At 66.2% G+C, this 24,735-nt stretch carries 22 protein-coding genes; 11 read left to right on the forward strand and 11 right to left on the reverse strand.

What is annotated here, in order from left to right; all coding sequences use genetic code 11:
• From HU735_RS02975 to HU735_RS02990, 4 genes are all read right to left on the reverse strand, one after another.
• Positions 1-536 (reverse strand): POTRA domain-containing protein (locus HU735_RS02975; protein WP_346655345.1); only part of this gene is annotated, 536 nt, incomplete at its 3' end.
• A 265-nt stretch (positions 537-801) separates the two neighbouring features.
• Entirely contained in the window at positions 802-2,220 is a 1,419-nt protein-coding gene (locus HU735_RS02980; RefSeq protein ID WP_186712329.1) for a TIGR00366 family protein, read from the reverse strand.
• Between the two features lie 188 nt (positions 2,221-2,408).
• Positions 2,409-3,065: a CoA transferase subunit B gene (locus tag HU735_RS02985; RefSeq protein ID WP_186599809.1), complete on the reverse strand. Its 657-nt coding sequence runs from the start codon at positions 3,063-3,065 to the stop codon at positions 2,409-2,411.
• Positions 3,066-3,100: 35 nt separating this feature from the next.
• Positions 3,101-3,799 (reverse strand): CoA transferase subunit A, encoded by a 699-nt coding sequence (locus HU735_RS02990; protein ID WP_110739717.1) that lies wholly within the window; start codon positions 3,797-3,799, stop codon positions 3,101-3,103.
• A gap of 118 nt (positions 3,800-3,917) precedes the next feature.
• Here HU735_RS02990 and HU735_RS02995 point away from each other — a divergent pair, with 118 nt between their 5' ends.
• The 5 genes from HU735_RS02995 (at position 3,918) to HU735_RS03015 (ending at position 7,576) form a co-directional block, all read left to right on the forward strand.
• The gene (locus tag HU735_RS02995; protein WP_050705129.1) at positions 3,918-4,823 is read left to right on the forward strand and encodes a LysR family transcriptional regulator; all 906 of its coding nucleotides are present in this window, start codon (positions 3,918-3,920) and stop codon (positions 4,821-4,823) included.
• Positions 4,811-5,632, forward strand: coding sequence for an aldo/keto reductase (locus tag HU735_RS03000; RefSeq protein WP_186712330.1), 822 nt, complete (start codon positions 4,811-4,813; stop codon positions 5,630-5,632). Before HU735_RS02995 ends, HU735_RS03000 begins: the two co-directional genes overlap by 13 nt.
• Before the next feature lie 104 nt (positions 5,633-5,736).
• Positions 5,737-6,435, forward strand: a complete 699-nt coding sequence (locus HU735_RS03005; RefSeq protein WP_186712331.1) for an AzlC family ABC transporter permease — start codon at positions 5,737-5,739, stop codon at positions 6,433-6,435.
• Positions 6,432-6,746: an AzlD domain-containing protein gene (locus HU735_RS03010; protein ID WP_062574311.1), complete on the forward strand. Its 315-nt coding sequence runs from the start codon at positions 6,432-6,434 to the stop codon at positions 6,744-6,746. The genes HU735_RS03005 and HU735_RS03010 overlap by 4 nt, the downstream gene beginning before the upstream one ends.
• The gene (locus HU735_RS03015; RefSeq protein ID WP_186712332.1) at positions 6,743-7,576 is read left to right on the forward strand and encodes an AraC family transcriptional regulator; all 834 of its coding nucleotides are present in this window, start codon (positions 6,743-6,745) and stop codon (positions 7,574-7,576) included. Before HU735_RS03010 ends, HU735_RS03015 begins: the two co-directional genes overlap by 4 nt.
• On the opposite strand, the gene HU735_RS03020 is transcribed toward HU735_RS03015, so the two are convergent.
• Positions 7,536-8,345, reverse strand: coding sequence for a helix-turn-helix transcriptional regulator (locus HU735_RS03020; RefSeq protein ID WP_186712333.1), 810 nt, complete (start codon positions 8,343-8,345; stop codon positions 7,536-7,538). The two genes, HU735_RS03015 and HU735_RS03020, sit on opposite strands and share 41 nt — an antisense overlap.
• 108 nt (positions 8,346-8,453) lie before the next feature.
• Between HU735_RS03020 and HU735_RS03025 the strand changes: the two genes are divergently transcribed.
• Both HU735_RS03025 and HU735_RS03030 read left to right on the forward strand, forming a co-directional pair.
• Positions 8,454-9,605 carry an MFS transporter gene (locus tag HU735_RS03025; RefSeq protein WP_186712334.1) on the forward strand — a complete coding sequence of 384 codons (1,152 nt, stop codon included), beginning with the start codon at positions 8,454-8,456 and terminating at the stop codon, positions 9,603-9,605.
• A gap of 15 nt (positions 9,606-9,620) precedes the next feature.
• Positions 9,621-9,848: a hypothetical protein gene (locus tag HU735_RS03030; protein ID WP_186712335.1), complete on the forward strand. Its 228-nt coding sequence runs from the start codon at positions 9,621-9,623 to the stop codon at positions 9,846-9,848.
• A gap of 77 nt (positions 9,849-9,925) precedes the next feature.
• Here the strand turns inward: HU735_RS03030 and HU735_RS03035 are convergent, their stop codons facing one another.
• The 5 genes from HU735_RS03035 to HU735_RS03055 all read right to left on the reverse strand — a co-directional run bounded on the left by HU735_RS03035 (position 9,926) and on the right by HU735_RS03055 (position 15,480).
• Entirely contained in the window at positions 9,926-10,408 is a 483-nt protein-coding gene (locus tag HU735_RS03035; protein ID WP_186712336.1) for a copper chaperone PCu(A)C, read from the reverse strand.
• The gene (locus tag HU735_RS03040) at positions 10,409-11,017 is read right to left on the reverse strand and encodes an SCO family protein (protein ID WP_186712337.1); all 609 of its coding nucleotides are present in this window, start codon (positions 11,015-11,017) and stop codon (positions 10,409-10,411) included.
• A 295-nt stretch (positions 11,018-11,312) separates the two neighbouring features.
• Positions 11,313-11,897, reverse strand: coding sequence for a Fe-S biogenesis protein NfuA (gene nfuA / locus HU735_RS03045; RefSeq protein ID WP_023630602.1), 585 nt, complete (start codon positions 11,895-11,897; stop codon positions 11,313-11,315).
• A gap of 57 nt (positions 11,898-11,954) precedes the next feature.
• Positions 11,955-12,989: an acyltransferase gene (locus HU735_RS03050; RefSeq protein WP_186712338.1), complete on the reverse strand. Its 1,035-nt coding sequence runs from the start codon at positions 12,987-12,989 to the stop codon at positions 11,955-11,957.
• A gap of 190 nt (positions 12,990-13,179) precedes the next feature.
• Positions 13,180-15,480, reverse strand: coding sequence for a fatty acid cis/trans isomerase (locus HU735_RS03055; RefSeq protein WP_186712339.1), 2,301 nt, complete (start codon positions 15,478-15,480; stop codon positions 13,180-13,182).
• Between the two features lie 172 nt (positions 15,481-15,652).
• Between HU735_RS03055 and metH the strand changes: the two genes are divergently transcribed.
• The 4 genes from metH (at position 15,653) to HU735_RS03075 (ending at position 22,467) form a co-directional block, all read left to right on the forward strand.
• Positions 15,653-19,360 (forward strand): methionine synthase, encoded by a 3,708-nt coding sequence (metH, locus tag HU735_RS03060; protein ID WP_186712340.1) that lies wholly within the window; start codon positions 15,653-15,655, stop codon positions 19,358-19,360.
• 194 nt (positions 19,361-19,554) lie between these two features.
• Positions 19,555-20,667 (forward strand): saccharopine dehydrogenase NADP-binding domain-containing protein, encoded by a 1,113-nt coding sequence (locus HU735_RS03065; protein ID WP_186712341.1) that lies wholly within the window; start codon positions 19,555-19,557, stop codon positions 20,665-20,667.
• 1 nt (position 20,668) lies between these two features.
• Positions 20,669-21,148: a DUF2269 domain-containing protein gene (locus tag HU735_RS03070; protein WP_186712342.1), complete on the forward strand. Its 480-nt coding sequence runs from the start codon at positions 20,669-20,671 to the stop codon at positions 21,146-21,148.
• Positions 21,149-21,312: 164 nt separating this feature from the next.
• Positions 21,313-22,467: an aminotransferase class V-fold PLP-dependent enzyme gene (locus HU735_RS03075; protein WP_186712343.1), complete on the forward strand. Its 1,155-nt coding sequence runs from the start codon at positions 21,313-21,315 to the stop codon at positions 22,465-22,467.
• A gap of 21 nt (positions 22,468-22,488) precedes the next feature.
• Here the strand turns inward: HU735_RS03075 and HU735_RS03080 are convergent, their stop codons facing one another.
• The gene (locus HU735_RS03080; RefSeq protein WP_186712344.1) at positions 22,489-24,657 is read right to left on the reverse strand and encodes a TonB-dependent siderophore receptor; all 2,169 of its coding nucleotides are present in this window, start codon (positions 24,655-24,657) and stop codon (positions 22,489-22,491) included.
• Positions 24,658-24,735: the final 78 nt, after the last annotated feature.

Consider the following 24,735-nt stretch of genomic DNA (forward strand, 5'->3'; position numbering starts at 1 on the left):
TTCGACGGCAGGCGGTTGAGCTGGTCGACCATCTGCTCGATCTCGCGCAGGTTCAGGCGCTGGTCGATATCGCCGGGGAAGGCCATGGCCAGCTCACGGTCGCTCAGGCCGCTGGCCGGGTCCGGGCGCAACCCTTCCAGGCGCCCTTCCACCACCAGTACCTGCAGATGGCCCGAGGACAGGTCCTGCTGCGGCAGGTAGGCGCGGCTGGTGACCAGGCCGCGACCCAGGTAATGGTCGGTGATGGCCTTGAGCAAGGCATTGAGCTGGGTGACACCCAGGCACTGGTCGATAAAGGGCTTGAGCAGGCGGTCGCGGTCGGCGGCGGACAGGCTGTCGGCGCCCTTGAGCTCGATGGTGTGGATGGTGAAGCAGCGGCTGTCGGACGCCGGTTGCGACTCACCGGGTTCGGCGGCCTTGCCGGGCAGGTTGCGCAGCTCTTCGAGGCGGCGCTGCTGCTCTTCGAGCAGACGGTCCTGGCGGTCGCGGATCAGGTCCTGGTCGCCGGGTGAAACGGCCCAGGCCGCAGGCAGCACAGCAGGCCGACAAGCGCACAGAGGGCCGTTTTGCGCCCTGAAACTAGACGTCCCGCCATGACCAATCCCTGGTGAACAGTGCAAAGTGGCGGGCATACTATTTTGACATCATATTGGCGTCAATTTGCCATCATTGAGTTTTTTGTAACACAGCTCTGCGTATTGAATGAAAGCATTGAGATAGAGCTGTTGCGCTACAGAGAAAAAATTTCGCCCTGTCGCCGTGAACCACGTGGAGCTGCCGTGCAGCTCCACGACTTGGGCCTTACGGCATCACTGGTGGCACATACTGCAAGGTCGTGCCCAGCGCCCACAGCAGCACCAGCACCAGCGGCACATGCACCAGCAACTGCACGAACGAGAAGCCGATCAGGTCGCGCGCCTTGAGCCCCAGCACCCCCAGCAGCGGCAGCATGTAGAACGGGTTGATCAGGTTCGGCAGCGCCTCGGCGGCGTTGTAGATCTGCACCGCCCAGCCCAGGTGATACTGCAGGTCGTTGGCCACCAGCATCACGTAGGGCGCCTCGATGATCCATTTGCCGCCGCCGGACGGAATGAAGAAACCGAGCACCGCCGAGTACACGCCCATCAGCAGCGCGTAGGTGTCATGGGTGGCAATCTGGGTGAAGAACACCGAGATGTGGTGGGCCAGGGTCTGGGCGTCCGCGCCCTTGACCTGGGTGAGGATGGCGGCGATCGAGCCGTACAGCGGGAACTGGATCAGCACCCCGGTGGTGGTCGGCACGGCACGGGTCACCGCGTCGAGGAAGCTGCGCGGGCGCCAGTGCAGCAAGGCACCGAGCATGATGAACAGCAGGTTGTAGGTGTTCAGGCCAGAGATCGCGGTGATCGCCGGCTTGGTGGCGAACTCCTGGTACAGCCAGCCGGCGGCCAGGGCGACCAGCAGCAGGATCAGGATCGGGCTGTACTCCAGCCACTCGCCCGGGCGGGTGCGCTGTGGCGAAGGCGGCGCACTGAAGCTCGGATCGACGCCGCAGTCCTGGGCGCTGCGGGCGCTGTTCGGCCCGGGCGCGGTGGCATAGGCCACGACCAGCGAGACGACCACCAGCGCGGCGAGCATCACCCCGGACTGCCAGAGGAAGATGGTCTCGGTGAACGGGATCACCCCAGTGATCGACAGGATCGACGGCGGCAGGCTGGCCGGGTTGGCCTGCAGCTGCGCGGCCGACGACGACAGGCCCAGCGCCCACACCGCGCCCAGTCCCAGGTAGGCGGCGGCGCCGGCGGCGCGGTAGTCCATCTTCAGGTCGCTGCGCCGGGCCAGGGCGCGCACCAGCAGGCCGCCGAACACCAGCGACAGGCCCCAGTTGAGCAAGGACGCGAGCATCGAGATCAGCGCCACCCAGCACACCGCCGAGCGGCCGTTCTTCGGCAGCAGCGCCAGGCGGTCGATCAGCCGGGCGGCCGGTGGCGAGCTGGCCACCACATAGCCGCCGATGACCACGAAGGCCATCTGCATGGTGAACGGGATAAGGCTCCAGAAGCCGTCACCGAAGGCCTTGGCGGTGTCGGTGGGCTTGCCGCCCATGGCCAGGGCGCCGAGGGACACCAGCATCACCGCCAGGGCGGCGAACACCCAGGAGTCGGGGAACCAGCGTTCGGCCCAGTTGGAGCAGCGCAGGGCAAAGCGGGCGGAGCGGCTGTCTTGGATATCAGCGGCCACGATGTTTTCCTTTTTTGGTTTTATTGGTGGAGTTTTCAACAGGTATTGCAAAGCCCTGTGGGGACGCAAACGTGGGAGCGGGCTTGCCCCGCGATCGCGTCCGACCAGGCGGTCGTGGCACCTGGAATGACGTCATCGCGGGGCAAGCCCGCTCCCACGGGTTCGCCCCACAGGGCGGTAATGCTTGATTAGAACGTCATTTCCTTCACATCGTCCGCCACGATCAGCTTGCCGGCGGTCTTCTCGATGATTTCCTCGACGCTCACGCCCGGGGCGGTCTCGCGCAGGATGAAGGCACCGTTTTCGATCTCAAGGTAGGCCAGGTCGGTGAGCACCTTGCGGATGCAGCCGGCGCCGGTCAGCGGCAGGCTGCACTTGGGCAGCAGCTTGGACTCGCCGTCCTTGGAGGCGTGGGTCATGGTGACGATGATGTTGTCGGCACCGGCCACCAGGTCCATGGCGCCGCCCATGCCCTTGACCAGCTTGCCGGGGATCATCCACGAGGCGATGTTGCCTTCCACATCCACCTCGAAGGCGCCGAGCACGGTAAGGTCGACATGGCCGCCACGGATCATGGCGAAGGATTGCGCCGAATCGAAGATCGACGCGCCACGGCGGGCGGTGACGGTCTGCTTGCCGGCGTTGATCATGTCGGCGTCGATGGTGGCTTCGGTGGGGAACTCGCCCATGCCCAGCAGGCCGTTCTCCGACTGCAGCATCACTTCCATGCCCTCGGGCACATAGTTGGCCACCAGGGTGGGGATGCCGATGCCGAGGTTGACGTAGTAGCCGTCCTTCAGTTCACGGGCGACGCGTTGCGCCATTTGTTCGCGGGTCAATGCCATGGTCAGGATCTCTTTGTTGTTCTTGAGGACGGCGCTCAGGCCTTGACGGTGCGCTTTTCGATGCGCTTCTCGAAGGTGCCGACGATGACCCGGTCGACATAGATGCCCGGGGTGTGGATCTCGCTGGGCAGCAGCACGCCGGGCTCGACGATCTCCTCGACCTCGACCACGGTGATCTTGCCGGCGGTGGCGGCCAGCGGGTTGAAGTTCTGCGCGGTGTTGCGGTACACCACGTTGCCGTAGTGGTCGGCCTTCCAGCCCTTGACGATGGCGAAGTCGCCGGTGATGGATTCTTCGAGGATGTACTTGCGGCCGTTGAACTCGCGCACTTCCTTGCCTTCGGCGACCGGAGTGCCGTAGCCGGTGGCGGTGAAGAAGGCCGGGATGCCGGCGCCGCCGGCACGCATCTTCTCGGCCAGGGTGCCTTGCGGGGTGAGTTCCACTTCCAGTTCGCCGCTGAGCAGCTGGCGTTCGAACTCGGCGTTCTCGCCGACATAGGAGGCGACCATCTTGCGGATCTGCCGGTCCTCGAGCAGCACGCCCAGGCCGAAGCCGTCGACGCCGCAGTTGTTGGACACCACGGTCAGGCCCTTGACGCCGCGGCGCTTGATCTCGGCGATGAGGTTCTCGGGGATGCCGCACAGGCCAAAGCCGCCGGCCAGCACGGTCATGTCGTCGGTCAGGCCCGCCAGGGCCTCTTCATAAGTTGCTACACGCTTGTCCAGTCCGGCCATGCTCAGTCGCCTTTTGTAGTTGTTGGAACCGTACGGTCATCTTCACTGTAGTCGACTGATTTGTTAATTTTGTTTTCGTCATCGATTGATAACTTTTACAAAACAAAGGGCCCGCCCCATGAATGTCAAGCAGCTGCGCGCCTTCGTCACCGTGGCCAAGTACCAGAGCTTCGCCCAGGCCGGCGAGCACCTGCATGTCTCGCAACCGGCCCTGAGCCTGACCATCAAGGCGCTGGAGGACAACCTTGGCGGCGCCCTGCTCACCCGCACCACCCGCAGCGTCAGCCTGACCCCCGAGGGCGAAGTGCTGCTGCCGCTGGCCCGGCGCCTGCTGGCCGATTGGGACGACACCGAGGAGATGCTGCGCCAGCGTTTTACCCTGCAGCTGGGACGGGTCTCGGTGGCGGCCATGCCGGCCTTTGCCGGCAACCTGCTGCCGCAGTCGCTCAAGGTGTTTCGCCAGCGCTACCCCAAGGTCAACGTCACCGTGCACGATGTGATCAACGAGCAGGTGCTGGAACTGGTGCGCCACCGTCGCGTCGAACTGGGCATCGGCTTCGAGCCCGAGAGCAGCGAGGCGCTGCGCTTCCACCCGCTGTACCTGGACCGTTTCGTCGCGGTAGTGCCCGCCGACTCGCCCCTCGCCCGCCAGCCCCAGGTGCGCTGGCCGCAGCTGCTGGCCGAGGATTTCATCGCCCTGCAACGGCCTTCCGCGGTGCGCCTGCTGCTGGAGCAGCACCTGGCCGCCAACCATGGCAAGTTGGCGGTGGCCTTCGAGAGCCACCAGCTGTCGACCATCGGCCGCATGGTCGCCAGCGGCCTGGGGGTCAGCGCGGTGCCGGCGCTGTGCATCGGGCAGATGCAGGAGCTCGGCGCCCGCTGCGTGCCGTTGGTCGAACCGACCGTGGAGCGGCGCATCGGCGTGATCGCCCTGAGCGATCACAAACTGTCCAAGGCTGCCGAGGCGCTGCTCGATGTACTGCTGACCCATACCCATCCACAGGAGGTGACATGCGTTACGTGAATCTGGCGGGCTCCCGCGTTCCGGCCATCGGCCAGGGCACCTGGTACATGGGCGAGGATCCTGGGCGCAGGGCCGCCGAGGTAGCGGCCCTGCAACAGGGTATCGAACTGGGCCTGGGCCTGATCGACACCGCCGAAATGTACGCCGAGGGCGGCGCCGAGCGCGTGGTCGGCCAGGCCATCGCCGGGCGTCGCGACCAGGTGTTCCTGGTCAGCAAGGTCTATCCGCACAATGCCAGCCGACGCGATGTGCCGGCCGCCTGCGAACGCAGCCTCGAGCGCCTGGGCACCGACTGCATCGACCTGTACCTGCTGCACTGGCGCGGCCAGTATCCGCTGGAGGAGACCGTCGAGGCCTTCGAGCGCCTCATCGAACAGGGCAAGATTCGCCGCTGGGGCGTGTCCAACTTCGACCTCGACGACCTGCGCGAGCTCGACAACTCTGCCTGCGCCACCAACCAGGTGCTGTACAACCCGGCCGAGCGCGGCATCGAGTTCGACCTGCTGCCCTGGAGCCAGCAGCAGGGCCTGCCGACCATGGCCTACTGCCCGCTGGCCCAGGCCGGGCGCCTGCTGCGACATCCCGTGCTGGGCGACATCGCCGCGCGCCATGGCGCCACGCCGGCCCAGGTGAGCCTGGCCTGGGTCACGCGCCAGGAGGGCGTGATCGCCATTCCCAAGGCCACCGCCCCGGAACATGTGCGCCTGAACGCGGCGGCGGCAGGGCTGATGTTGAGCGAAGCAGACCTGCGGGCCATCGACCAGGCCTTCCCCGCGCCGACCCGCAAGCAGCGCCTGGCCATGGTCTGAACCCCTACAGGGGCCGGCATGATCGACAACAAAGCAAGATCGTTCAAGCCGCCCCTGCGCCGCTCTGTCATGCTGGCCTGCCCTGTCGAATCGTTGTCGTTCCCATGTCCAGTCCACCGCTCGCCCGCCACGCCTTCCTCCACGGCGCCATCGCCATCCTGCCGCTGTCCCTGGCCGTCGCACCCTGGGGCCTGCTGGCCGGCTCCATGGCCATCGAGGCCAACCTCAGCGCCTGGCAAGGCCAGGGCCTGTCGGCCATCGTCTTCGCCGGCGCCGCGCAACTGGTGGCCATCGGCATGCTCAAGGGTGGTGCCAACCTGCTGTCGATCCTGCTCACCACCCTGCTGCTGACCTCGCAGCACCTGCTCTACGGGCTGTCCATGCGCCCGGTGATGTCCGGCTTGCCGACCCGCTGGCGCCTGGGCCTGGGCTTTCTGCTCACCGACGAATTCTTCGCCCTGACCAGCCACCACGACCAGCAGCAGTTCAACCGCTGGTACGCCCTGGGGGTCGGCCTGACCTTCTATGTGGCGTGGAACCTGTTCACCCTGGCCGGCATCGTCCTCGGCCAGAACATCCCGCACCTGGACCAACTGGGCCTGGACTTCTCCATCGTCGCCACCTTCGTCGCGCTGATCGCGCCGCTGGTGCGCAACCTGCCGACCGTGGTGTGCGTGGCGGTGTCGCTGTTCTGCTCGGTGCTGTTCAGCTACTGGCACTGGGAAACCGCCCTGGTGGTGGCAGGCCTGCTGGGCATGGCCGCTGGTTTTATCTGCCAGAAATTCTCCGGAGGCCGTTCATGATCTGGCTGCTGATCGTCGCCATGGGCGCGGTGGTGTTCCTCAACCGCTACGCCTTCCTCGAACCGCGCCTGCCGCTGCGCCTGAGCTCCAACGCGCGGCAGTTCCTCGGCTTCGCCGTGCCCGGCATGCTCACCGCGATCTGCGGGCCGATCATCTTCCTGCCCGGCCACCAGCTCGAGCTGAGCCCGCTGAACCCTTACCTGCTCGGCTCGCTGGTGGCGATCGCCCTGGTGCTGTTGACCCGCAGCGTGTTGCTGAGCATGCTGGCGAGCATGCTGATCTTCTTCCTCCTGCGCAGCTGGCTGGCATGACCACGCCCCTGCGCGAACAGGCCCACCTGTGGCAGGCGCCCGCTCTCGGCGACGTCGAGATGCTGCACGCCCGCTATATCCAGCAGCGCTTCGCCCCGCATGTGCACGAAGGCTACGTGTTCACCGTGATCGAGTCCGGCGCCCAGCGTTTCTGGCACCGCGGCAGCGAGCACCTGGCGCCGGTGGGCAGCATGGTACTGATCAATCCCGACGAGCTGCACACCGGCGCCACCGCCCACGAGGCCGGCTGGCGCTACCGTGGCTTCTACCCCGAGCACGAGCGGGTCACCGGTGTGCTCGACGAACTGGAGCTGGGCCGTCACGGCCTGCCCCGGTTCAAGGACAGCGTGATCCAGGACCCGGCCCTGGCCGCCGCGTTCAGCCATCTGCACCAGTTGTCCGAATCCTGCGCCAGCGCCCTGGAGCAACAGACCGCCTGGCGCCAGGCAGTGCTGGCGCTGGTGCAGCGCCACGGCCACTGCGCCGAGCCCGCCGCCCCCGGCAACGAACCGCTGGCCGTGGCCCGCGCCCGTGAACTACTGGAGAGCCGGCTGGCCGAGCCACCCTCGCTGGAAGCCCTGGCGGCGGCGGTAAACCTGTCGCCGTTCCACTTCGCCCGGGTGTTCCGCCAGGCCACCGGCCTGCCGCCCCACGCCTGGCTCAAGCAGCGCCGCCTGGCCCGCGCCCGGGAGCTGTTGCGCAGCGGCCTGCCGGCACTGGAAGTTGCCTTTGTCCTGGGCTTCGCTGACCAGAGCCACCTCAGCCGCCAGTTCAAGCAGGCCTATGGCGTTACGCCGGGCGCCTATCGCCAGGCCTGCCTGGGCCTGTAGCCGCGCCACGGTTCCAGGCGCCCGGCGTGGTCCCGGTCATGCCGCGAAAGAACGCGATGAAGGCACTGTCGCTGGCGAAGCCCAGGTCGTCGGCGATGGCGCCCAGCGGCCGCTGCAACGCCAGCTGTTCCATTGCCCGCAGCAACCGCCACTGCTGGCGCCATTGCTGATAGGACATGCCGGTATCCCGGCGCAGCAGGCGGCTGATGGTCTTCTCGCTGGCGCCAACCTGCCGCGCCAGTTCACCCAGCGCTGGCGGCAGGCGCTCGAGCCGCTCGACCAGCCCAACCAGGCGGCGATCGCCTGGCAGTGGCAGGAACATCGGCTGGCGCGGCGCCAGGCGCAATTCGCCCAGACACAGCGCCAGCAGGTGCGCCTGGTCACCTCGGTCCCAGGCCGTGTCGAACGGCGCCTGGGCAATGCGTTCGAGCAGTTCGCGCAGCAACGGGTTGACGCTGATGATCGTCACGTCGTCGGGCAGCTCCACGTTGAGCACGGCGCTGAAATACAGCGAGCGGTAGTCTACCGTTTCGCGCATGCGCGCCCGATGCTCCAGCCCCGCCGGAATCCACGCAGCCTGGGTCGGTGGCAGCAGGCACAGGCGTCCGGGCGTCTGGATGCGCACGCAGCCCTGGCGGGTGAACAGCACCTGGCCGCGGCCATGGCGGTGGCGCCCCGAGTCGTGGTCGCCCAGGGCCGAGCAGATGCCTAGTACCGGCGCGTCGAAAGCATCGGGGTCGAAGTGGGCGTCGGGGGCTAACCAGGCCATGGCTGTAATTGTCCGATTTCAACGATAGAGCAACGGAATCGCGATAATAGCTCACGGCACAACATCCCTACCATGAGCGCCCGTTTGTGCTGCAAGGCGTTCACTCCCATGCTTTCCCGTTCCTGGCTGGCCCTGGCCACCGCCCTGCTGATGTTTCCGCAAGTCGCCGAAACCCTTTACAGCCCTGCCCTGGTCTCCTTGGCCGAAGCATTCGCCGTCAGCGCTGCCCAGGCTTCGCTGACCCTGTCGCTGTACTTCGTCGCCTTTGCCGTCGGCGTGCTGGCCTGGGGGCGTGCCTGCGACCTGTGGGGGCGGCGACCGGCCATGCTTGCCGGCCTGTTGCTCTATACCACCGCAGCACTGGCGGCGCTGCTGGCGGTCGACTTCAGCCAACTGCTGCTGGCTCGGGTCGTGGCGGCCTTTGCCGCGGCGGTGGGCTCCGTGGTTACCCAGACCGTGCTGCGCGATCGCCACGCTGGCCCTGAACTGGCCCGGGTGTTCTCGTTGATCGGCGTATGCCTGGCGCTCAGCCCGGCGCTGGGGCTGATCAGCGGCGCCTGGCTGGACCGGCTGTTCGGCTATCACGGTGTACTCGCCAGCCAGTTGCTGATGGCCGCGCTGCTGCTCGCCTGGACCTGGCGGGGCCTGCCCGAGACACGCTCCGCCGCGCAGGCGACGCCCGCGCTCGGCCAGGTGCTGCGGCGCCTGCTGCGCGACCATCGCGTGCTGCTGGCCAGCGCCCTGGTGGCGGTGTTCAACATCAGCGTGTTCAGCTGGTACAGCCTGGCGCCGTTTGTTTTCGAGCGCCTCGGCGCCAGCCCGTGGATGGGCTACTCAGGCGCGGCGCTGGCGCTCGGCTCGCTGCTGGGCGCGCGTCTCAATGCATGGTTGCTGCAACGCGGGGTGGCCATGGCGCGCCTGCTGCGCCTGGCGTGCCTGCTCGACCTGCTGGCAGCGCTGGTACTGCTGGGGATGGGCGACAGCCTGTGGACGGTGCTGGCGATGGCCCTGGTGATGTTCGCCTTCGCCATGGCGATTCCGCTGGTGTTGGGCTCGGCGCTGGTCGACTACGCCGACTGCCGTGGCACGGCGGGTGCGTTGTTCGGCTTGTTCTACTACCTGCAGATCGGCACGGGGCTGCTACTGGCGGGCATTTGCCAGGCCCTTGGGGCGACACTGTTCGCCTGTGCCCTGGCGGCCTGGTTGCTGGCCATCGGCTACGAGCAGCCTGGCCGGGCGCTGCTACACTCAAGGGGCTGAATGGAGGATCGCGTCATGTCCGAACGAGATATCACCACGCTCCTGTCGCTGATGAGCCAGCGCCAGGCCTGCCTGAGCAGCGCCTGCAAGGAGATCGCCGACTGGATCGACCGCCAGGGCGATGTGCCTGCCGCCGGGAAGATCCGCGCCAGCCTGAAGGCGCTGGAGGCCGAGGATGCGCAGGTGCGCAAGACCCTGACTTCGCTGAACATCGAGCGGCCGCTGCCACGTTTTCGTAGCTGAGCGCCAAAAAGCATCGCGGGTCAAGCCCGCTCCCACCGATCGCGTGGGAGCGGGCTTGACCCGCGACAGTGGCTGTATCAGTGGTTCATGTGCATATGGTCATGCCCTGCGCCGGCCTCGGCGTTGAGCGCGCGCACCGGCGCCTGCACCTGCAGGGTTTCCTTGACGCCCTTGGCATCCTCGATGGTCAGGGTAAGCGGCACCTGCTCGCCTTCCTTCACTTGCTGGTTCAGCCCCATCAGCATCACGTGGTAGCCGTTCGGGTCCAGCTTCACCGCCTTGCCCGCCGGCAACTCGACCGACTTCACCTCACGCATGCCCATCACATCGCCGTTCATGGTCATCTCGTGCACCTGCACGGTCTTGGCCACGGGCGAGGCAACGCTCACCAGCTTGCTGTCGCTGCTGGCGGTCAGGGTCATGAAGGCACCGGTCGACTGCTGGTGCGGTACGCTGGCGCGGACCCAGGCGTCGCTCACGGTGGTCTGGGCGAACGCCGGCAGGGTCATGCCCAGCAGGGCCAGGGCGGCCAGGCCGCGTTTGATCGGTTGCATCGACATTCAGCAGATCTCCATCAGGGTGACCAGGTCTTCGGCGCATTCCTTGGCATTCAGGGAATGGCCCAGGCTCAGGCGCAGGGTGCCACGTGTATCGTAGACGTAGCTGGTGGACGAGTGAGAGATGGTATAGGTGTCGCCGGCCGGGACCTTTTCGTAGAACACCTTGAACTCCCGGGCCACCTCGGCGATTTCCTCGGGGGTGCCGGTCAGAGCGACGATCGACGGGTCGAAGGCCTTGACGTAGGCGTCGAGCACCTCCGGGGTGTCGCGTTCCGGGTCCAGGGTGATGAACACCGGCTGGAACAGCTCGCGGTCACGGCCCCTGAGGATCTTCCTGATCTGGACGATCCGCGCCAGCGCGGTCGGGCAGACCGCCGGGCACTGGGTGAAGCCGAAGAAGATCATCGGCATCGAGCCGTAGAAGCTCGACAGGGTGCGCTCGTTGCCTTGAGTGTCGTTGAGCTTGAATTTGCGCCCGAGGATCTCGTTGCTCATGTTCTTGCCGTACTTGAAATCCAGGCCCCGGGCCGGGTTGCAACCCGCCAGCAGGCCAAGCCCCAGTACGCCCATCCCGGCGACTACCGCGCGCCGGGTCAACAGATCATTCATGGAACCATCCTTTACAGGGAAGGTGCCGACCCCTGGGATGGGCCGGCCAGAAAACCGGGGCATTCTGTCACGCTCCCCCCACACCATCCACCCGACATCCGGCCAATCGGGCTGCAGCCCTTTGTTTACGGGGCGCGACCGGTTGTCGCAGGGGTTGAATCCGTAACACTTTGTTGCTAGGGATCAATGCACAACGCCTGAAAAGCATCGCGGGGCAAGCCCGCTCCCACGCTGTGACCCAAGTATGCCCTAGGCGTGGGAGCGGGCTTGCCCCGCGATTGAAAAGCCACCGTACTTAGTAGTAGGCGTTTTCCTTCTGGCTGTGGTCGGTCACGTCACGCACGCCCTTGAGCTCCGGAATGCGCTCGAGCAGGGTGCGCTCGATGCCTTCCTTCAGCGTCACGTCGGCCTGGCCGCAGCCCTGGCAGCCGCCGCCGAACTGCAGCACGGCGATGCCGTCGTCGACCACGTCCACCAGGCTCACGGCGCCGCCGTGGCTGGCCAGGCCCGGGTTGATCTCGGTCTGCAGGTAGTAGTTGATACGCTCGTTGATCGGGCTGTCTTCGTTGACCATCGGCACCTTGGCGTTCGGCGCCTTGATGGTCAGCTGGCCGCCCATGCGGTCGGTGGCATAGTCGACCAGCGCGTCCTCGAGGAACGGCACGCTGACCGCGTCGAGGTAGGCGGTGAAGCTCTTCAGGCCCACCGGCTGGTCGTCGGGCTTCTCCTCGCCCGGCTTGCAGTAGGCGATGCAGGTCTCGGCGTAGGTGGTACCCGGCTGGGTGATGAAAATACGGATGCCGATGCCAGGCGTGTTCTGCTTGGAGAGCAGATCAGCCAGGTAATCATGGGCGGCGTCGGTAATGGTTATAGCGCTCATGGAAGTTCCTCACAGACTTGCCGGCAGTGTACGCCAACCCGGCCCTCGAACAAAGTCCTAGCATTTGACTCGGGATAGCGCCAGCGCGGGCTCCTGGGCGCCACGCCCCGTGAGTCCGGCCTTGAGCCGCCCGTACAGGCCACGCTCCAGCCAGTGGTAGCTGAGCCACGACATTAGTCCGATTGACGGCACGCACAAGGCGAATACCAGGTACGGGTTCAGCCGCAGGCGTTCGCTGGCGAACAGGCCGCCGTACAGTACCAGGACATGCACCAGGTAGACCGAATAGGAACAATCGCCCAGCGCCTTGAGCACCCGATTGCCCTTGAAGCAAGGCTCCAGGGCGATGAACGCCAGCACCACCAGGGCGCTGGGCAGGCCCCAGTGCAGCAGACGCTGCGAAGCGTCCAGGTGATACAGCGCATACCCTGCCACGCCAAGCAGCCCCAGCGGCAGCCACAGGCCCTGGCGAATCAGCCCGCGGCGATACAGCACGCCCAGGCCGATGCCCAGCAGGAACTCATAGACGATGTCGTTGCTGTAAAAGCGGCTGAGCACGCCGAGGCGGCCCAGCACCTCGCTGACCAGCAGCAACGCCGCCGTCACCAGCAGCAGGTGATGGCGCTGGCGCACCAGGAACGCCAGGCCGAACAGCAGGTAGAAGAACATCTCGAAGTTCAGCGTCCAGCCGACGTTGAGGGTCGGGTACAGGCCGTAGCCGCCCGGGTTTTCCGCTGGTATGAACAACAGCGACAGCAGCAGGTGCTGCCATTCGAACACCTGGTGCGGCATCCAACGGCTGGCGACCAGCATCAGCGCGGCCATCAGCAGGGTGTAGAACCAGTAGGCGGGCACGATGCGCAGGGCGCGGTTGAGCAGGAACTGAGCGGGCGCGATGTCCTTGTCGCGGGTCGAGAGGTAGATCACCAGGCCACTGATGACGAAGAAGATGTCCACCCCTACCGCACCACGGTCGGCGAGCAGTTGGCCGATAGGGCCGGTGGCATTGAAGTCGAAGAAGATCTGCATGAAATGGTGGCAGACCACCACCCAGGCGGCGAATGCCCGGAGAGCCTGAAGCGAATACAGCATGAAAAACCCTGCGATCGTCGATGCATTGAGGCCCGGCGAGCGCTTTGCGCTCGTTTCGCCGGCAAGCCGGCTCCCACAGGGTGCGCGTACGTCTGTGGGAGCCGGCTTGCCGGCGATGGGCTGCAAAGCAGCCCCAGGGCCTACCCATCGATTCCGACCGCAATAGCGCCGGAAAGGTCAGGCCAACCGATCAGAGGTTCTCGTAGCGGTTCATGTCCAGCACCCCCGCCTCCACCGGCTCGGTCTGCTTGATGTAGCTGTTCAGGTCATGGAAGTAGCGCCAGAACTCGGGATGGCTGCGACGCACGCCCCAGCGCATGACGATGCGCTCGAACTTCGCCGTGTCGTCCCGCGCCGCCTCCATGTCCTCGACGAACTCCGGCACATCGGCCGCCGGGATATTGAAGATGAAGTTGGGGTAGCTGCTGAGCACGCCCGGGACCAGGGTCAGGGTGTCCAGCCCCGGCTGGTAGCGGTAGGCCTCGCCGAGCAGGAACGCCACGTTGCTATGGGCGCGGTTGCGCAGCAGGCTGTAGACCTGGCGCTGGCCGCCCTGCCCCTCGATGCGCAGCATGGTCGCCTCGGGCAGCTGGCCGATCACCTTCAGGCCTGCGGCCGGGCGCGACACCAGGCGGCTCAGCGACTGCTCGACATCGCGAAACTCCTGGGACAGACCGGGCCGTGAGCAATAGGCGCCCTGGCAGCGGTTGATCGGGTCGGGCGCCACGTTCAGGCTGCCGCTGCGCTGCAGCAACTGCAGGCCGAAGTCACGCTTGGGATCGTGCTTGTCCAGCTTCAGCGCGCTCGGGGTACTGGTGTCGATGTCCTCGTAGTCCATCCACATCTTCACCTTGCCACTGTTCTGGTACCAGTTGCCGAGGATCTCGCTACGCTTGCCGGCCGGCATCAGGCGCAGGAAGTTGACCTCGGCGCCATTGCGGATCAGGTCGAAGTACAAGCGGGTCTGCAGCTGGTGCGAGACGTTGCCGAACACATCGAAGTTCACCGCCAGCTGGTAGTAGGTGCGCTCGAACAGCGGGTAGTCGAACAGCCACATGGTCAGCGGCACGTCACCGATCAGGCCCTTGGTCACCGAGGCGCTGTCGAAGTGACGGAAGATGCTCAGCAGCGCGTTGTCGTTGCCGGCCCACAGGGTCGACCAGCTCGGCGCCGGTTGCTCGGCATAAGCCTCGCGGCGCAGCGCCTCGTACTCGTTGCGCTTGTCACGGTAGGCGTGCCACAGGCTCAGCACGCTGCCGACGTCGTCGATCTGCCCGGGCATGGCCAGCAGCGGCGTGGCCTCGCCCCGGTACTCGGCATCGGTGATGTACAGGTCGTGGGCCGGCTCCTGGAACAGTGCCCAGAAGTTGTCACGAATCACGTCGGTGGCGATCTGGCCACGGCATACCGGACCGCGAATGAAGGTGCGGACGAAGTACTCGGCGTTGTCCAGCATGAACTGGTAGCGGGCCACCGCCGGGATTGCCTCGAAGGTCTCGAACGGGTTGGCGCGGTGGCGCGGGCCGTAGCCGGGCAGCGACGAGGCATGCCAGTCGCCGCTGTAGAACAGCTGCTTGACCCGCTTGAGCTTCTGCGGCCCCATCGGGTAGGTGATGTGGGTCTTGTGGACGATCACGCCCTGCACCGGCATCAGTCGGTAGTAGAAATCGGTGCCCGGCGGGTCGTTGGGACGGCGGGTGGCGATCAGGTCCACCGGCTGGCCACTTGGCGTGCGCGACCGCACCCACTGGAAGAAGTGACCCGGCTCGCCACCGACGAAGTGGATGTGCGCCAGGAACAGGTGCTCGTACAGCCAGCGGCCGACCAGCGCCTCGGTCGAGCCCGGGCGGTTGAGCAGCTCTTCCCAGTCGGCGATCTGCTTGGCCTCTGCCGCGCTGGGCTGGATCGGCGTCTTCTCGACCGGAGCGCCAGCCGCCAGCCAGCGCTGCAGGGTCTGGTATTCCTGGTCGGTCAGGCCGGTTACCGCCAGCGGCATGCCCTCTTTCGGGTGGGCGCCGGCGTAGGCGTCGAACTCGTGGGGCAACGGGCACATGTTGTTGCGGTTGAGCCCCAGGACGATCTCCTCAGGCAGCTTGGCATTGGGCGTGAGCGGGGTCTTGTGGCCCAGTTCGAGCATGCGCGCCATCAGCGCCGCCTGGCTGCCCTGCTTGTCCAGCACCGAGTAGAAGCCCTGCTTGCGCCAGCCGGCTTCGTCACGGGCATCGTAGAACAGCCGCGTGGTGGGCACCGCCTGGCTGCGCTCGCCCTGGTAGACCGGCACCTTGGAAGCGCCGCGCTCGGCGCCCTCGGCGCTGCCCAGGTTGAGCTGGCAGGCGGCGTCATTGCAGGCGTGGCAGGCCACGCACTTCTCGGTGAAGATCGGTTGGATATCCCGGGTGTATGAAATCGTCGGGCTCGCTTGGGGGGCCTGCCCGAACGCCGCGCCACTGATGAGCAAGGCGAAGGCGCTGGCAAATATGCGATGCAGCATGTGCCGAATGTCCTGGTTACTTGAAGCCATCACGATGTGCCTGGCGGGTCCTGAGGTGTTGGGGCGCGCACCAACATGAAGGAAATTCATGCAAATCGGCAGTACGCCTAAAATCCGTGCAGCTTTGTTATTATTCGGCACCTTCTGATATTCGCCCGACCAGGTAGTTCCTATGTCCGACCGCAGCGCTCGTTACCAAGCACTCCAGAAAGCACTCAAAGAGCGCATCCTGATCCTCGACGGCGGCATGGGTACTATGATCCAGAGTTACCGCCTCGAGGAACACGACTATCGTGGCACGCGCTTCGCCGATTGGCCAAGCGATGTCAAAGGCAACAACGATCTGCTGCTGCTCAGCCGCCCGGATGTCATCGCCGCGATCGAGAAAGCCTACCTGGACGCCGGCGCCGATATCCTCGAGACCAACACCTTCAACGCCACGCAGATTTCCCAGGCCGACTATGGCATGGAAGCGCTGGTCTACGAGCTCAACGTCGAGGGCGCGCGCGTTGCCCGCCAGGTGGCCGACGCCAAGACCCTCGAGACCCCGGACAAGCCGCGCTTCGTCGCTGGCGTGCTCGGCCCGACCAGCCGCACCTGCTCGATCTCCCCCGACGTCAACGACCCGGGCTATCGCAACGTCACCTTCGACGAACTGGTGGAAAATTACATCGAGGCCACCCGTGGCCTGATCGAGGGCGGCGCCGACCTGATCCTGATCGAGACCATCTTCGACACCCTCAACGCCAAGGCGGCGATCTTCGCCGTGCAGCAGGTGTTCGAAGAGGACGACGTCGAACTGCCGATCATGATCTCCGGTACCATCACCGACGCCTCCGGCCGCACCCTGTCGGGCCAGACCACCGAGGCCTTCTGGAACTCGGTGCGCCACGCCAAGCCGATCTCCGTCGGCCTGAACTGCGCCCTCGGCGCCAAGGACCTGCGCCCGTACCTGGAAGAGCTGGCGACCAAGGCCGACACCCATGTGTCCGCCCACCCCAACGCCGGCCTGCCCAACGCCTTCGGCGAGTACGACGAGACCCCGGCGGAAATGGCCGCGGTGGTCGAGGAGTTCGCCGCCAGCGGCTTTCTCAACATCATCGGCGGCTGCTGCGGCACCACCCCGCCGCACATCCAGGCCATCGCCGAGGCGGTCGCCAAGTACAAGCCGCGTGCGATTCCGGACATCCCCAAGGCCTGCCGCCTGTCGGGCCTGGAGCCGTTCACCATCGATCGCCAGTCGCTGTTCGTCAACGTCGGCGAGCGTACCAACATCACCGGTTCCGCCAAGTTCGCCCGGCTGATCCGCGAGGAGAACTACACCGAGGCCCTGGAAGTCGCCCTGCAGCAGGTCGAGGCCGGCGCCCAGGTGATCGACATCAACATGGACGAAGGGATGCTCGACTCCCAGGCCGCCATGGTCCGCTTCCTCAACCTGATCGCCGGCGAGCCGGACATCTCCCGGGTGCCGATCATGATCGACTCCTCCAAGTGGGAGGTGATCGAGGCGGGCCTTAAGTGCATCCAGGGCAAGGGCATCGTCAACTCGATCTCGATGAAGGAAGGCGTCGAGCAGTTCAAGCACCACGCCCGCCTGTGCAAGCGCTACGGCGCCGCCGTGGTGGTGATGGCCTTCGACGAGGTCGGCCAGGCCGACACCGCCGCGCGCAAGCGCGAGATCTGCCAGCGCAGCTACGACATCCTGGTCAACGAGGTGGGCTTCCCGCCGGAAGACATCATCTTCGACCCGAACATCTTCGCCGTCGCCACCGGGATCGAAGAGCACAACAACTACGCCGTCGACTTCATCGAAGCCTGCGCCTACATCCGTGACCACCTGCCCTACGCCCTGAGCTCGGGCGGCGTGTCCAACGTGTCGTTCTCGTTCCGCGGCAACAACCCGGTGCGCGAGGCGATCCACTCGGTATTCCTCTACCACGCGATCCAGAACGGCCTGACCATGGGCATCGTCAACGCCGGCCAGCTGGAGATCTACGACGAGATCCCCGCCGCCCTGCGCGAGAAGGTCGAGGACGTGGTGCTCAACCGCACCCCGCACGGCACCGACGCCCTGCTGGCGATTGCCGACGACTACAAGGGCGGCGGCGCCACCAAGGAAGTCGAGAACGAGGAATGGCGCTCGATGCCGGTGGACAAGCGCCTCGAGCATGCGCTGGTCAAGGGCATCACCGCCTACATCGTCGAGGACACCGAAGAATGCCGCCAGCAGTCGGCGCGCCCGATCGAAGTCATCGAAGGCCCGCTGATGAGCGGCATGAACGTGGTCGGCGACCTGTTCGGCGCCGGCAAGATGTTCCTGCCGCAGGTGGTGAAATCCGCCCGCGTGATGAAACAGGCCGTGGCCCACCTGATCCCGTTCATCGAGGCCGAGAAAGGCGACAAGCCCGAGGCCAAGGGCAAGATCCTCATGGCCACGGTCAAGGGCGACGTGCACGACATCGGCAAGAACATCGTCGGCGTGGTGCTCGGTTGCAACGGCTATGACATCGTCGACATGGGCGTGATGGTCCCGGCCGAGAAGATCCTGCAGACCGCCCGCGAGCAGAAATGCGACATCATTGGCCTGTCCGGCCTGATCACCCCGTCGCTGGACGAAATGGTTCACGTCGCCCGCGAGATGCAGCGCCAGGACTTCCACCTGCCGCTGATGATCGGTGGCGCCACCACCTCCAAGGCGCACACGGCGGTGAAGATCGAGCCGAAGTACTCCAATGACGCCGTGGTCTATGTCACCGACGCCTCGCGCGCGGTGGGCGTGGCCACCCAGCTGCTGTCCAAGGAACTCAAGAGCGGCTTCGTCGAGAAGACCCGCCAGGAATACGTCGAGGTGCGCGAGCGCACTGCCAACCGCAGCGCCCGCACCGAGCGCCTGAGCTATGCCCAGGCCATCGCCGCCAAGCCGCAGTACGACTGGGCCGCCTACCAGGCCGCGGTGCCCGCCTTCACCGGCGTCAAGGTGCTGGAGGACATCGACCTGCGCACCCTGGCCGAGTACATCGACTGGACGCCGTTCTTCATCTCCTGGGACCTGGCCGGCAAGTTCCCGCGCATCCTCACCGACGAAGTGGTCGGCGAGGCCGCCACGGCGCTGTACCAGGACGCCCGCGAGATGCTCGACAAGCTGATCGACGAAAAGCTGATCAGCGCCCGCGCGGTGTTCGGCTTCTGGCCGGCCAACCAGGTCGAACACGACGACATCGAAGTATACGGCGACAACGGTGAAACCCTGGCCACCCTGCACCACCTGCGCCAGCAGACCATCAAGCCCGACGGCAAGCCGAACTGGTCGCTGGCCGACTTCGTCGCGCCGAAGGACAGCGGCGTGACCGACTATGTCGGTGGTTTCATCACCACCGCCGGCATCGGCGCCGAGGAAGTGGCCAAGGCCTACCAGGACAAGGGCGACGACTACAGCTCGATCATGGTCAAGGCCCTGGCCGACCGCCTGGCCGAAGCCTGCGCCGAGTGGCTGCACGAGCAGGTGCGTAAAGAACACTGGGGCTATGCCAAGGACGAGCACCTGGACAACGAGGCGCTGATCAAGGAGCAGTACAGCGGCATCCGCCCGGCACCTGGCTACCCGGCCTGCCCGGACCACACCGAGAAGGAAACCCTGTTCCGCCTGCTCGACGGCACAGCCATCGGCGAGACCGGCCCGAGCGGCGTGTTCCTCACCGAGCACTTCGCCATGTTCCCGGCGGCGGCGGTCAGCGGCTGGTACTTCGCCCACCCGCAGGCGCAGTACTTCGCCGTGGGCAAGGTGGACAAGGACCAGATCGAGCAGTACAGCGCCCGCAAGGGCCAGGACATCAGCGTCAGTGAGCGCTGGCTGGCGCCGAACCTGGGCTACGAGGGCTGAATCGAATCCCAGGCCTGCGCTGCCCCTGTAGGAGCGGCCTTGTGTCGCGAAAGGGCCGCGGAGCGGCCCCAGCGATCTTTGCATCATCACTGAGATCCTGGGGCTGCTATGCAGCCCTTTCGCGACACAAAGCCGCTCCCACAGGGAGGCATGAATCAGCTTTTCTTCCCCGACACATGCACAAGGACCCCCGCATGTCCCGCAGAATCCTGGTGATCGGCGCCTACGGCAACTTCGGCCGGATCATCTGCTGCCACCTGCAGCAGATGCCCGCCGTGCAACTGGTGATCGCCGGCCGTAACGCCAACAGCCTCGCCCGACTGGCCACCCAACTGAGCGGCAGCGAAAGCTGGTGCGGCGACGCCATGGCCCCTGGCTTTGCCGACGCACTGCGCGCGCTGCGCATCGACTGGGTGATCCACACCGGCGGCCCCTTCCAGGGCCAGCCCTACAGCGTGGCCGAAGCCTGCATCGAGGCTGGCGCCAGCTATTGCGACCTCTCCGACTGCCGGGTGTTCGTCAACGGCATCGAGCGCCTGGACGACCGCGCCCGCCAGGCCAATGTCGCGCTGCTCAGCGGCTGCAGCTCAGTGCCCAGCCTGTCGTCGGCGATCCTCGACGAACAGCGCCATCACTTCAGCCGCATCGAGCGCATCGAGCACGGCATTTCCTCCTCGGCGAAGATGCCCGGCCTGTCCACCATCGAAGGTGTGCTGGCCTACGCCGGCCGGCCGATCCGCCAGTGGCGCGACGGACACCCGCACGCCGTGGACGGCTGGCTCGGCCTGCAGCTGCGCCACCTCCCCGGCCTGGGCTGGCGCCTGCTGAACAACGTCGATGTGCCGGACATGGACATCTTCGCCGAGCGCTACGGCGCCCGGGACCTTGCATTCAAGGCCGGCTCCGGGCTCATGGCCGGCGGCCTGGCCAATGCCGCGCTGGCGTTGCTGGTCAAGTACGGCCTGGTGCGCGACCCGCTGCCCTGGGCGCGGCGCCTGCATCGCCTGGGCGGCCATTTCGAGCGTTTTGGCGATGGCATGAGTGCGATGTACCTGGATGTCCGCGGCCTGGACATGCAGGGCCAGCCACTGCGCCTGCAGGCCCAGGTCAGCGCCAGTGACGACAAGGGCCCGGAGATCCCCAGCTGCGCGGCGGTGGCGCTGATGGCCAGGGTGATCGAGGGCTATACCCCGGCCCCGGGCGCCCGCCCCTGCGTCGGCGAGATCAGTGTCGAGCAGTACCTGGCGGCCATCGGCGAGCCGGACAAGGTGCGCTACAGCGTCAGCTTCCAGCACGGGCAAGGCTGAGATGAGCTATCTGCTGCTCAAGTACCTGCATGTGATCGCCGCCGTGTTCCTGTTCGGTTTCGGCATGGGCTCGTACCTGTACCTGATCGCCGCGAACCGCAGCCGCGACCCACGGGTGATCGCCGCCGTGGCCAGGATGGTGGTGCGCTTCGATGCCTGGATCACCACGCCCGCTGGGGTCCTGCAGTTGCTGACCGGCTACGCCATGGTCAGCATGACCGGCATGCCGTGGTCCACGGACTGGCTGCAGGGCGCGCTGCTGATCTTCTTCATGGTGGGCGCCCTGTGGCTGCCGGTGCTGCTGTTGCAGACACGCATGCAACGCCTCGCCGCCCAGGCCGTCAAGCATGGCACCGCGCTGGGTGAGGACTATCAGCGGCTGTACCGTCCCTGGCTGTGGATGGGGGTCGCGGGGTTTGCCGGTATGTTCCTGATCGTGCTGGTGATGATCACCAAACAGGCACCGTGGCAATTGCTCTGATCCAGGCAAGAAAAAAATTCTAAATACATAGCCAAAAAGAATAGAATTTTTTCCCTAAATCGCCCTAGAACGGGGAAAAGGAAAAACATTCATATCGGCAATTGCCTAGGATGATGTCCATGGATGCCGACAGGCGGCGTCCACGCACGGACTCGCTCGCGATCATGCCCAGCTCCCCGCTCTACTTCGATTACGCCGCCACCACTCCGGTCGATGACCGGGTCATTGCCGCCATGCTCACCTGCCTGGGCCGCGAAACCAACTTCGGCAACCCCGCTTCCAGCGGCCACTTCCATGGCCAGGCCGCCCGCGAGGCCGTCGAGCAGGCCCGCCGCCAGGTGGCCGAGCAGGTCGGCGCCCAGCCGGACGATCTGGTCTGGACCTCCGGCGCCACCGAATCCAACAACCTGGCGCTCAAGGGCATCGCCCAGGGCTTCGCCCAGCCAGGCCACCTGCTGACCAGCCAGCTCGAACACAAGGCCATCCTCGACACCGCCGCCGAACTGGAGCGCCAGGGCTGGACGGTGACCCGCCTGGCGCCGGACGCCCATGGCCTGATCCAGGCCGAAGCCGTGCAGGCCGCGCTACGCCCGGATACGCGCCTGGTGTCGCTGATGGCGGTGAACAACGAACTGGGCACGCTGACCGACTTCGCCCGCATCGGCCAGCTTGTCCGCGACCACGGCGCCTTGCTGCACGTGGACGCGGCGCAGGCCGTGGGCAAGGTCCGCATCGACCTGGCGCACCAGGCCGTCGACCTGATGTCGTTCTCGGCGCACAAGGTCTACGGCCCCAAGGGCATCGGCGCCCTCTACGTCGGCCCCCGCGCCCGCCCGGCCATGCGTGCGCAGATGCACGGCGGCGGCCATGAGCGCGGCCTGCGCTCCGGCACCCTGGCCACCCACCAGATCGTCGGCATGGGCAGCGCCTTCGCCCTGGCCGGCCAGCCCGGCGAGGCGGAGTTCCAGCGCCTGGAGCAGCTCGCCCGGCGCCTGCGCGACGGCCTGCTGGCCCTGCCCGGGGTCACCCTCAATGGCTGCGCGGTACAGCGCATTCCCCACACCCTCAACCTGTGCATCGACGCCAAGGGCTTCAACAGCCTGGCCCTGGCCGGCGAGCTGGCGCTGTCCACCACCTCGGCCTGCAATTCTGCGAGCAACGCCGCGTCCCACGTGCTACTGGCCCTCGGCCTCGACGAGCGCCAGGCGCGCAACAGCGTGCGACTGAGCCTCGGGCGCTACACCAGCGAAGCGGACGTGGACACGGCGCTGGCGGTATTCGGCCGGGTGGTCGGGGCGGCGGCGGTGGCGCTCTGGTAGGTCACGCCGCCGGCACCGGCGTCAGAAATCCAGGGTTCCCGAGAACTTCACCAGCCTCGGGTCGCCCTGGGTCAGGTACCCGCCATTGGCCGAGGCCCAGTAGTTCTTGTCGGTCAGGTTCTCCACGTTGACCCGCAAGGTCACGGCCTTCTCCTGCACCTTGAAGCGGTAGCGCGCGCCGACGTCGAAGCGGTTCCAGGTCGGCAGGCTCAGGGTGTTGGCCGGGTTGGCGTACTGCCCGCCGGTGCGCAGCATGCGCGCATTGAGCGCCACCCCCTCCAGGCCCGGCACGTCCCAGTCGACACTGGCGTTGAGCTGGAAGGTCGGCACGCCGACGGCATGGTTGCCATCGGCCGTGCCGCCCTGGGTGTTCTTCAGCTCGGTGTCCATCCGCGTGCCACCGGCCATCAACCGCAGCCCCGGCAGTGGCTCGCCGAACACGCTGAGTTCGAGCCCCTTGTTGACCTGCTCGCCATCCTGGACGAACACATTGCCTTCGACGAAGCCATCGGTGGGCCGCTCGATGCGAAACACCGCCAGGTTGGCGCCAAAGGTCTGGTAATCGAGCTTCACCCCCGCCTCCACCTGCTTGGTCTTGGCCGGCGGGAACACCTCGCCGACGTTGATCACCTGCCCCGATGCCGTGGCGCCCTGGGCCAGGCCCTCGATGCGGTTGGCGTACAGCGAGACCGCTGGGTTGAGCTTGTAGACGATGCCGTATACCGGCGTGGTGACCGCCTCGTCATAGAAGGCGTTGCGTCCCAGGTCCGGGCCGGGGCCGTCGTAGGCGTAGCCTTCGACCCGCAGTTGCTGGCGGCGAACGCCCACCGTCAGCAGCAGCGTGTCGTCGAACAGGCCCACGGTATCGGACACCGCGATGCTGCGGTTGCGGGTCTTGCCGGTCACGCCGGGGTCGTCCAGCTTGCCGCCGACGAAGGTCGGTGTGGTCGGCTTGGGCAACGGGTCGGTGTGGTAGATGTTGGTGGCCTGGGAGTTGTAGAAGACGAAGGCGTTCTCCTGCTGGGTCCAGATGCTCGCCGCGCCGATATTCAGCTGGTGGCTGACCGGTCCGGTCTGGAAGCGACCATTGATACCGCCCATGAAGGTAGTGTTGTCCTCGTTGTGGGGGATCTTCGAACCGCCGATGGTGGCGGCGCCGGTGGCCGCGTCGGTAAGGATCGGCGTGCCGTAGAAGCCGTTCTCGTGGGTGTGCTTGACGCCGCCGGCCAGGTAGCCGCTCCAGTTGTCGTTGAAGTCGTAGTCGCCGCGCACCATGCCGAAGGTGTCCTCGGTCTCGGTCCAGGCCCAGTCCTGGCCGTAGTTGTGGTCGGCGTCCGGCGCGTGGGGGATGTCGGTCAGTCCCGCGCCCAGGCGCACCGAGTTGCGCATATGGTTGACTCGTTGCTTCTGGTAGCCGAAGTCGCCGGACAGGCGCAAATTGTCACCGCGATAGTCGAGGCCGGCGACGAACAGCTTGCTGCGCTGGTCCTGGTCGTCGACCGCGGTCTCGCCCTCGCGCTGAGAGAGGTTCAGGCGCACGCCGAAGCGATTGTCCGTGCCGAAACGCTGGCCGAGGTCCAGGTGCTCGCCGATACGCCCGTCGCTGCTGATGTCCTGGGTGTAGCGGCGGGTCGGGGTGTCGCCGGCACGCTTGGGCTGCAGGTTGACGTTGCCACCCAGGCCCGTGCCGGTGGGGCTGGCGCCATTGAGAAAGGCATTGGGACCCTTGAACACCTCGACCCGCTCCACCGCATCGGTGGAGATCATCTGCCGTGGCAGCACGCCGTACAGGCCATTGAACGCCACATCGTCGCCGTTGAGCGGCAGGCCACGGATGACGAAGACCTGGGACTGGTTGCCGAAGCCGAACGACTGGCGCACCGACGGGTCGTTGAGCAGCACGTCGCCGACATCCTCGGCCTGCTGCTCTTCGATCAGCTGCGCGGTGTAGCTGGTCATGGTGAACGGCACGTCCATCATGTCCTGGTTGCCCAGCACGCCCATCTGCCCGCCCCGGGCCACCTGGCCCCCGGCGTAGGGCTCGGGCAGTTCGCCGGCGGGGGCCTTGAGCGCCTCGGCGTTGATGGCGGTGGCGTCCAGCTCGATGGCGCCGTCGGCGGCATGGGTGCCGACGGCGACGGAACAGCACAGGGCCAGCAGGGTCGATTGATACGGACAGGTACGTGCCATGGAGGGCTCCCGGACAAGGGTAAAGGCCTTCCTGGCGGATGAGAAACAAAAGGTCACTGAGTAGTGTTTCTAGCTGAT

The organism is Pseudomonas sp. BW16M2, from assembly GCF_014268865.1.
Classification (GTDB): domain Bacteria; phylum Pseudomonadota; class Gammaproteobacteria; order Pseudomonadales; family Pseudomonadaceae; genus Aquipseudomonas; species Aquipseudomonas peradeniyensis.

What these genes read in the sequence shown, in the direction of transcription:
- HU735_RS03075 (WP_186712343.1), top strand. Translation starts at nt 21,313, where the DNA reads ATGCCCAGCTCCCCGCTCTACTTCGATTACGCCGCCACCACTCCGGTC.
- HU735_RS03035 (WP_186712336.1), bottom strand. Translation starts at nt 10,408, where the DNA reads ATGTCGATGCAACCGATCAAACGCGGCCTGGCCGCCCTGGCCCTGCTG.
- HU735_RS03015 (WP_186712332.1), top strand. Translation starts at nt 6,743, where the DNA reads ATGACCACGCCCCTGCGCGAACAGGCCCACCTGTGGCAGGCGCCCGCT.
- HU735_RS03040 (WP_186712337.1), bottom strand. Translation starts at nt 11,017, where the DNA reads ATGAATGATCTGTTGACCCGGCGCGCGGTAGTCGCCGGGATGGGCGTA.
- HU735_RS03000 (WP_186712330.1), top strand. Translation starts at nt 4,811, where the DNA reads ATGCGTTACGTGAATCTGGCGGGCTCCCGCGTTCCGGCCATCGGCCAG.
- HU735_RS03025 (WP_186712334.1), top strand. Translation starts at nt 8,454, where the DNA reads ATGCTTTCCCGTTCCTGGCTGGCCCTGGCCACCGCCCTGCTGATGTTT.
- HU735_RS03020 (WP_186712333.1), bottom strand. Translation starts at nt 8,345, where the DNA reads ATGGCCTGGTTAGCCCCCGACGCCCACTTCGACCCCGATGCTTTCGAC.
- nfuA (WP_023630602.1), bottom strand. Translation starts at nt 11,897, where the DNA reads ATGAGCGCTATAACCATTACCGACGCCGCCCATGATTACCTGGCTGAT.
- HU735_RS02985 (WP_186599809.1), bottom strand. Translation starts at nt 3,065, where the DNA reads ATGGCATTGACCCGCGAACAAATGGCGCAACGCGTCGCCCGTGAACTG.
- HU735_RS03030 (WP_186712335.1), top strand. Translation starts at nt 9,621, where the DNA reads ATGTCCGAACGAGATATCACCACGCTCCTGTCGCTGATGAGCCAGCGC.
- HU735_RS03005 (WP_186712331.1), top strand. Translation starts at nt 5,737, where the DNA reads ATGTCCAGTCCACCGCTCGCCCGCCACGCCTTCCTCCACGGCGCCATC.
- HU735_RS03055 (WP_186712339.1), bottom strand. Translation starts at nt 15,480, where the DNA reads ATGCTGCATCGCATATTTGCCAGCGCCTTCGCCTTGCTCATCAGTGGC.
- HU735_RS03010 (WP_062574311.1), top strand. Translation starts at nt 6,432, where the DNA reads ATGATCTGGCTGCTGATCGTCGCCATGGGCGCGGTGGTGTTCCTCAAC.
- HU735_RS03065 (WP_186712341.1), top strand. Translation starts at nt 19,555, where the DNA reads ATGTCCCGCAGAATCCTGGTGATCGGCGCCTACGGCAACTTCGGCCGG.
- HU735_RS03080 (WP_186712344.1), bottom strand. Translation starts at nt 24,657, where the DNA reads ATGGCACGTACCTGTCCGTATCAATCGACCCTGCTGGCCCTGTGCTGT.
- HU735_RS03070 (WP_186712342.1), top strand. Translation starts at nt 20,669, where the DNA reads ATGAGCTATCTGCTGCTCAAGTACCTGCATGTGATCGCCGCCGTGTTC.
- metH (WP_186712340.1), top strand. Translation starts at nt 15,653, where the DNA reads ATGTCCGACCGCAGCGCTCGTTACCAAGCACTCCAGAAAGCACTCAAA.
- HU735_RS02990 (WP_110739717.1), bottom strand. Translation starts at nt 3,799, where the DNA reads ATGGCCGGACTGGACAAGCGTGTAGCAACTTATGAAGAGGCCCTGGCG.
- HU735_RS03050 (WP_186712338.1), bottom strand. Translation starts at nt 12,989, where the DNA reads ATGCTGTATTCGCTTCAGGCTCTCCGGGCATTCGCCGCCTGGGTGGTG.
- HU735_RS02995 (WP_050705129.1), top strand. Translation starts at nt 3,918, where the DNA reads ATGAATGTCAAGCAGCTGCGCGCCTTCGTCACCGTGGCCAAGTACCAG.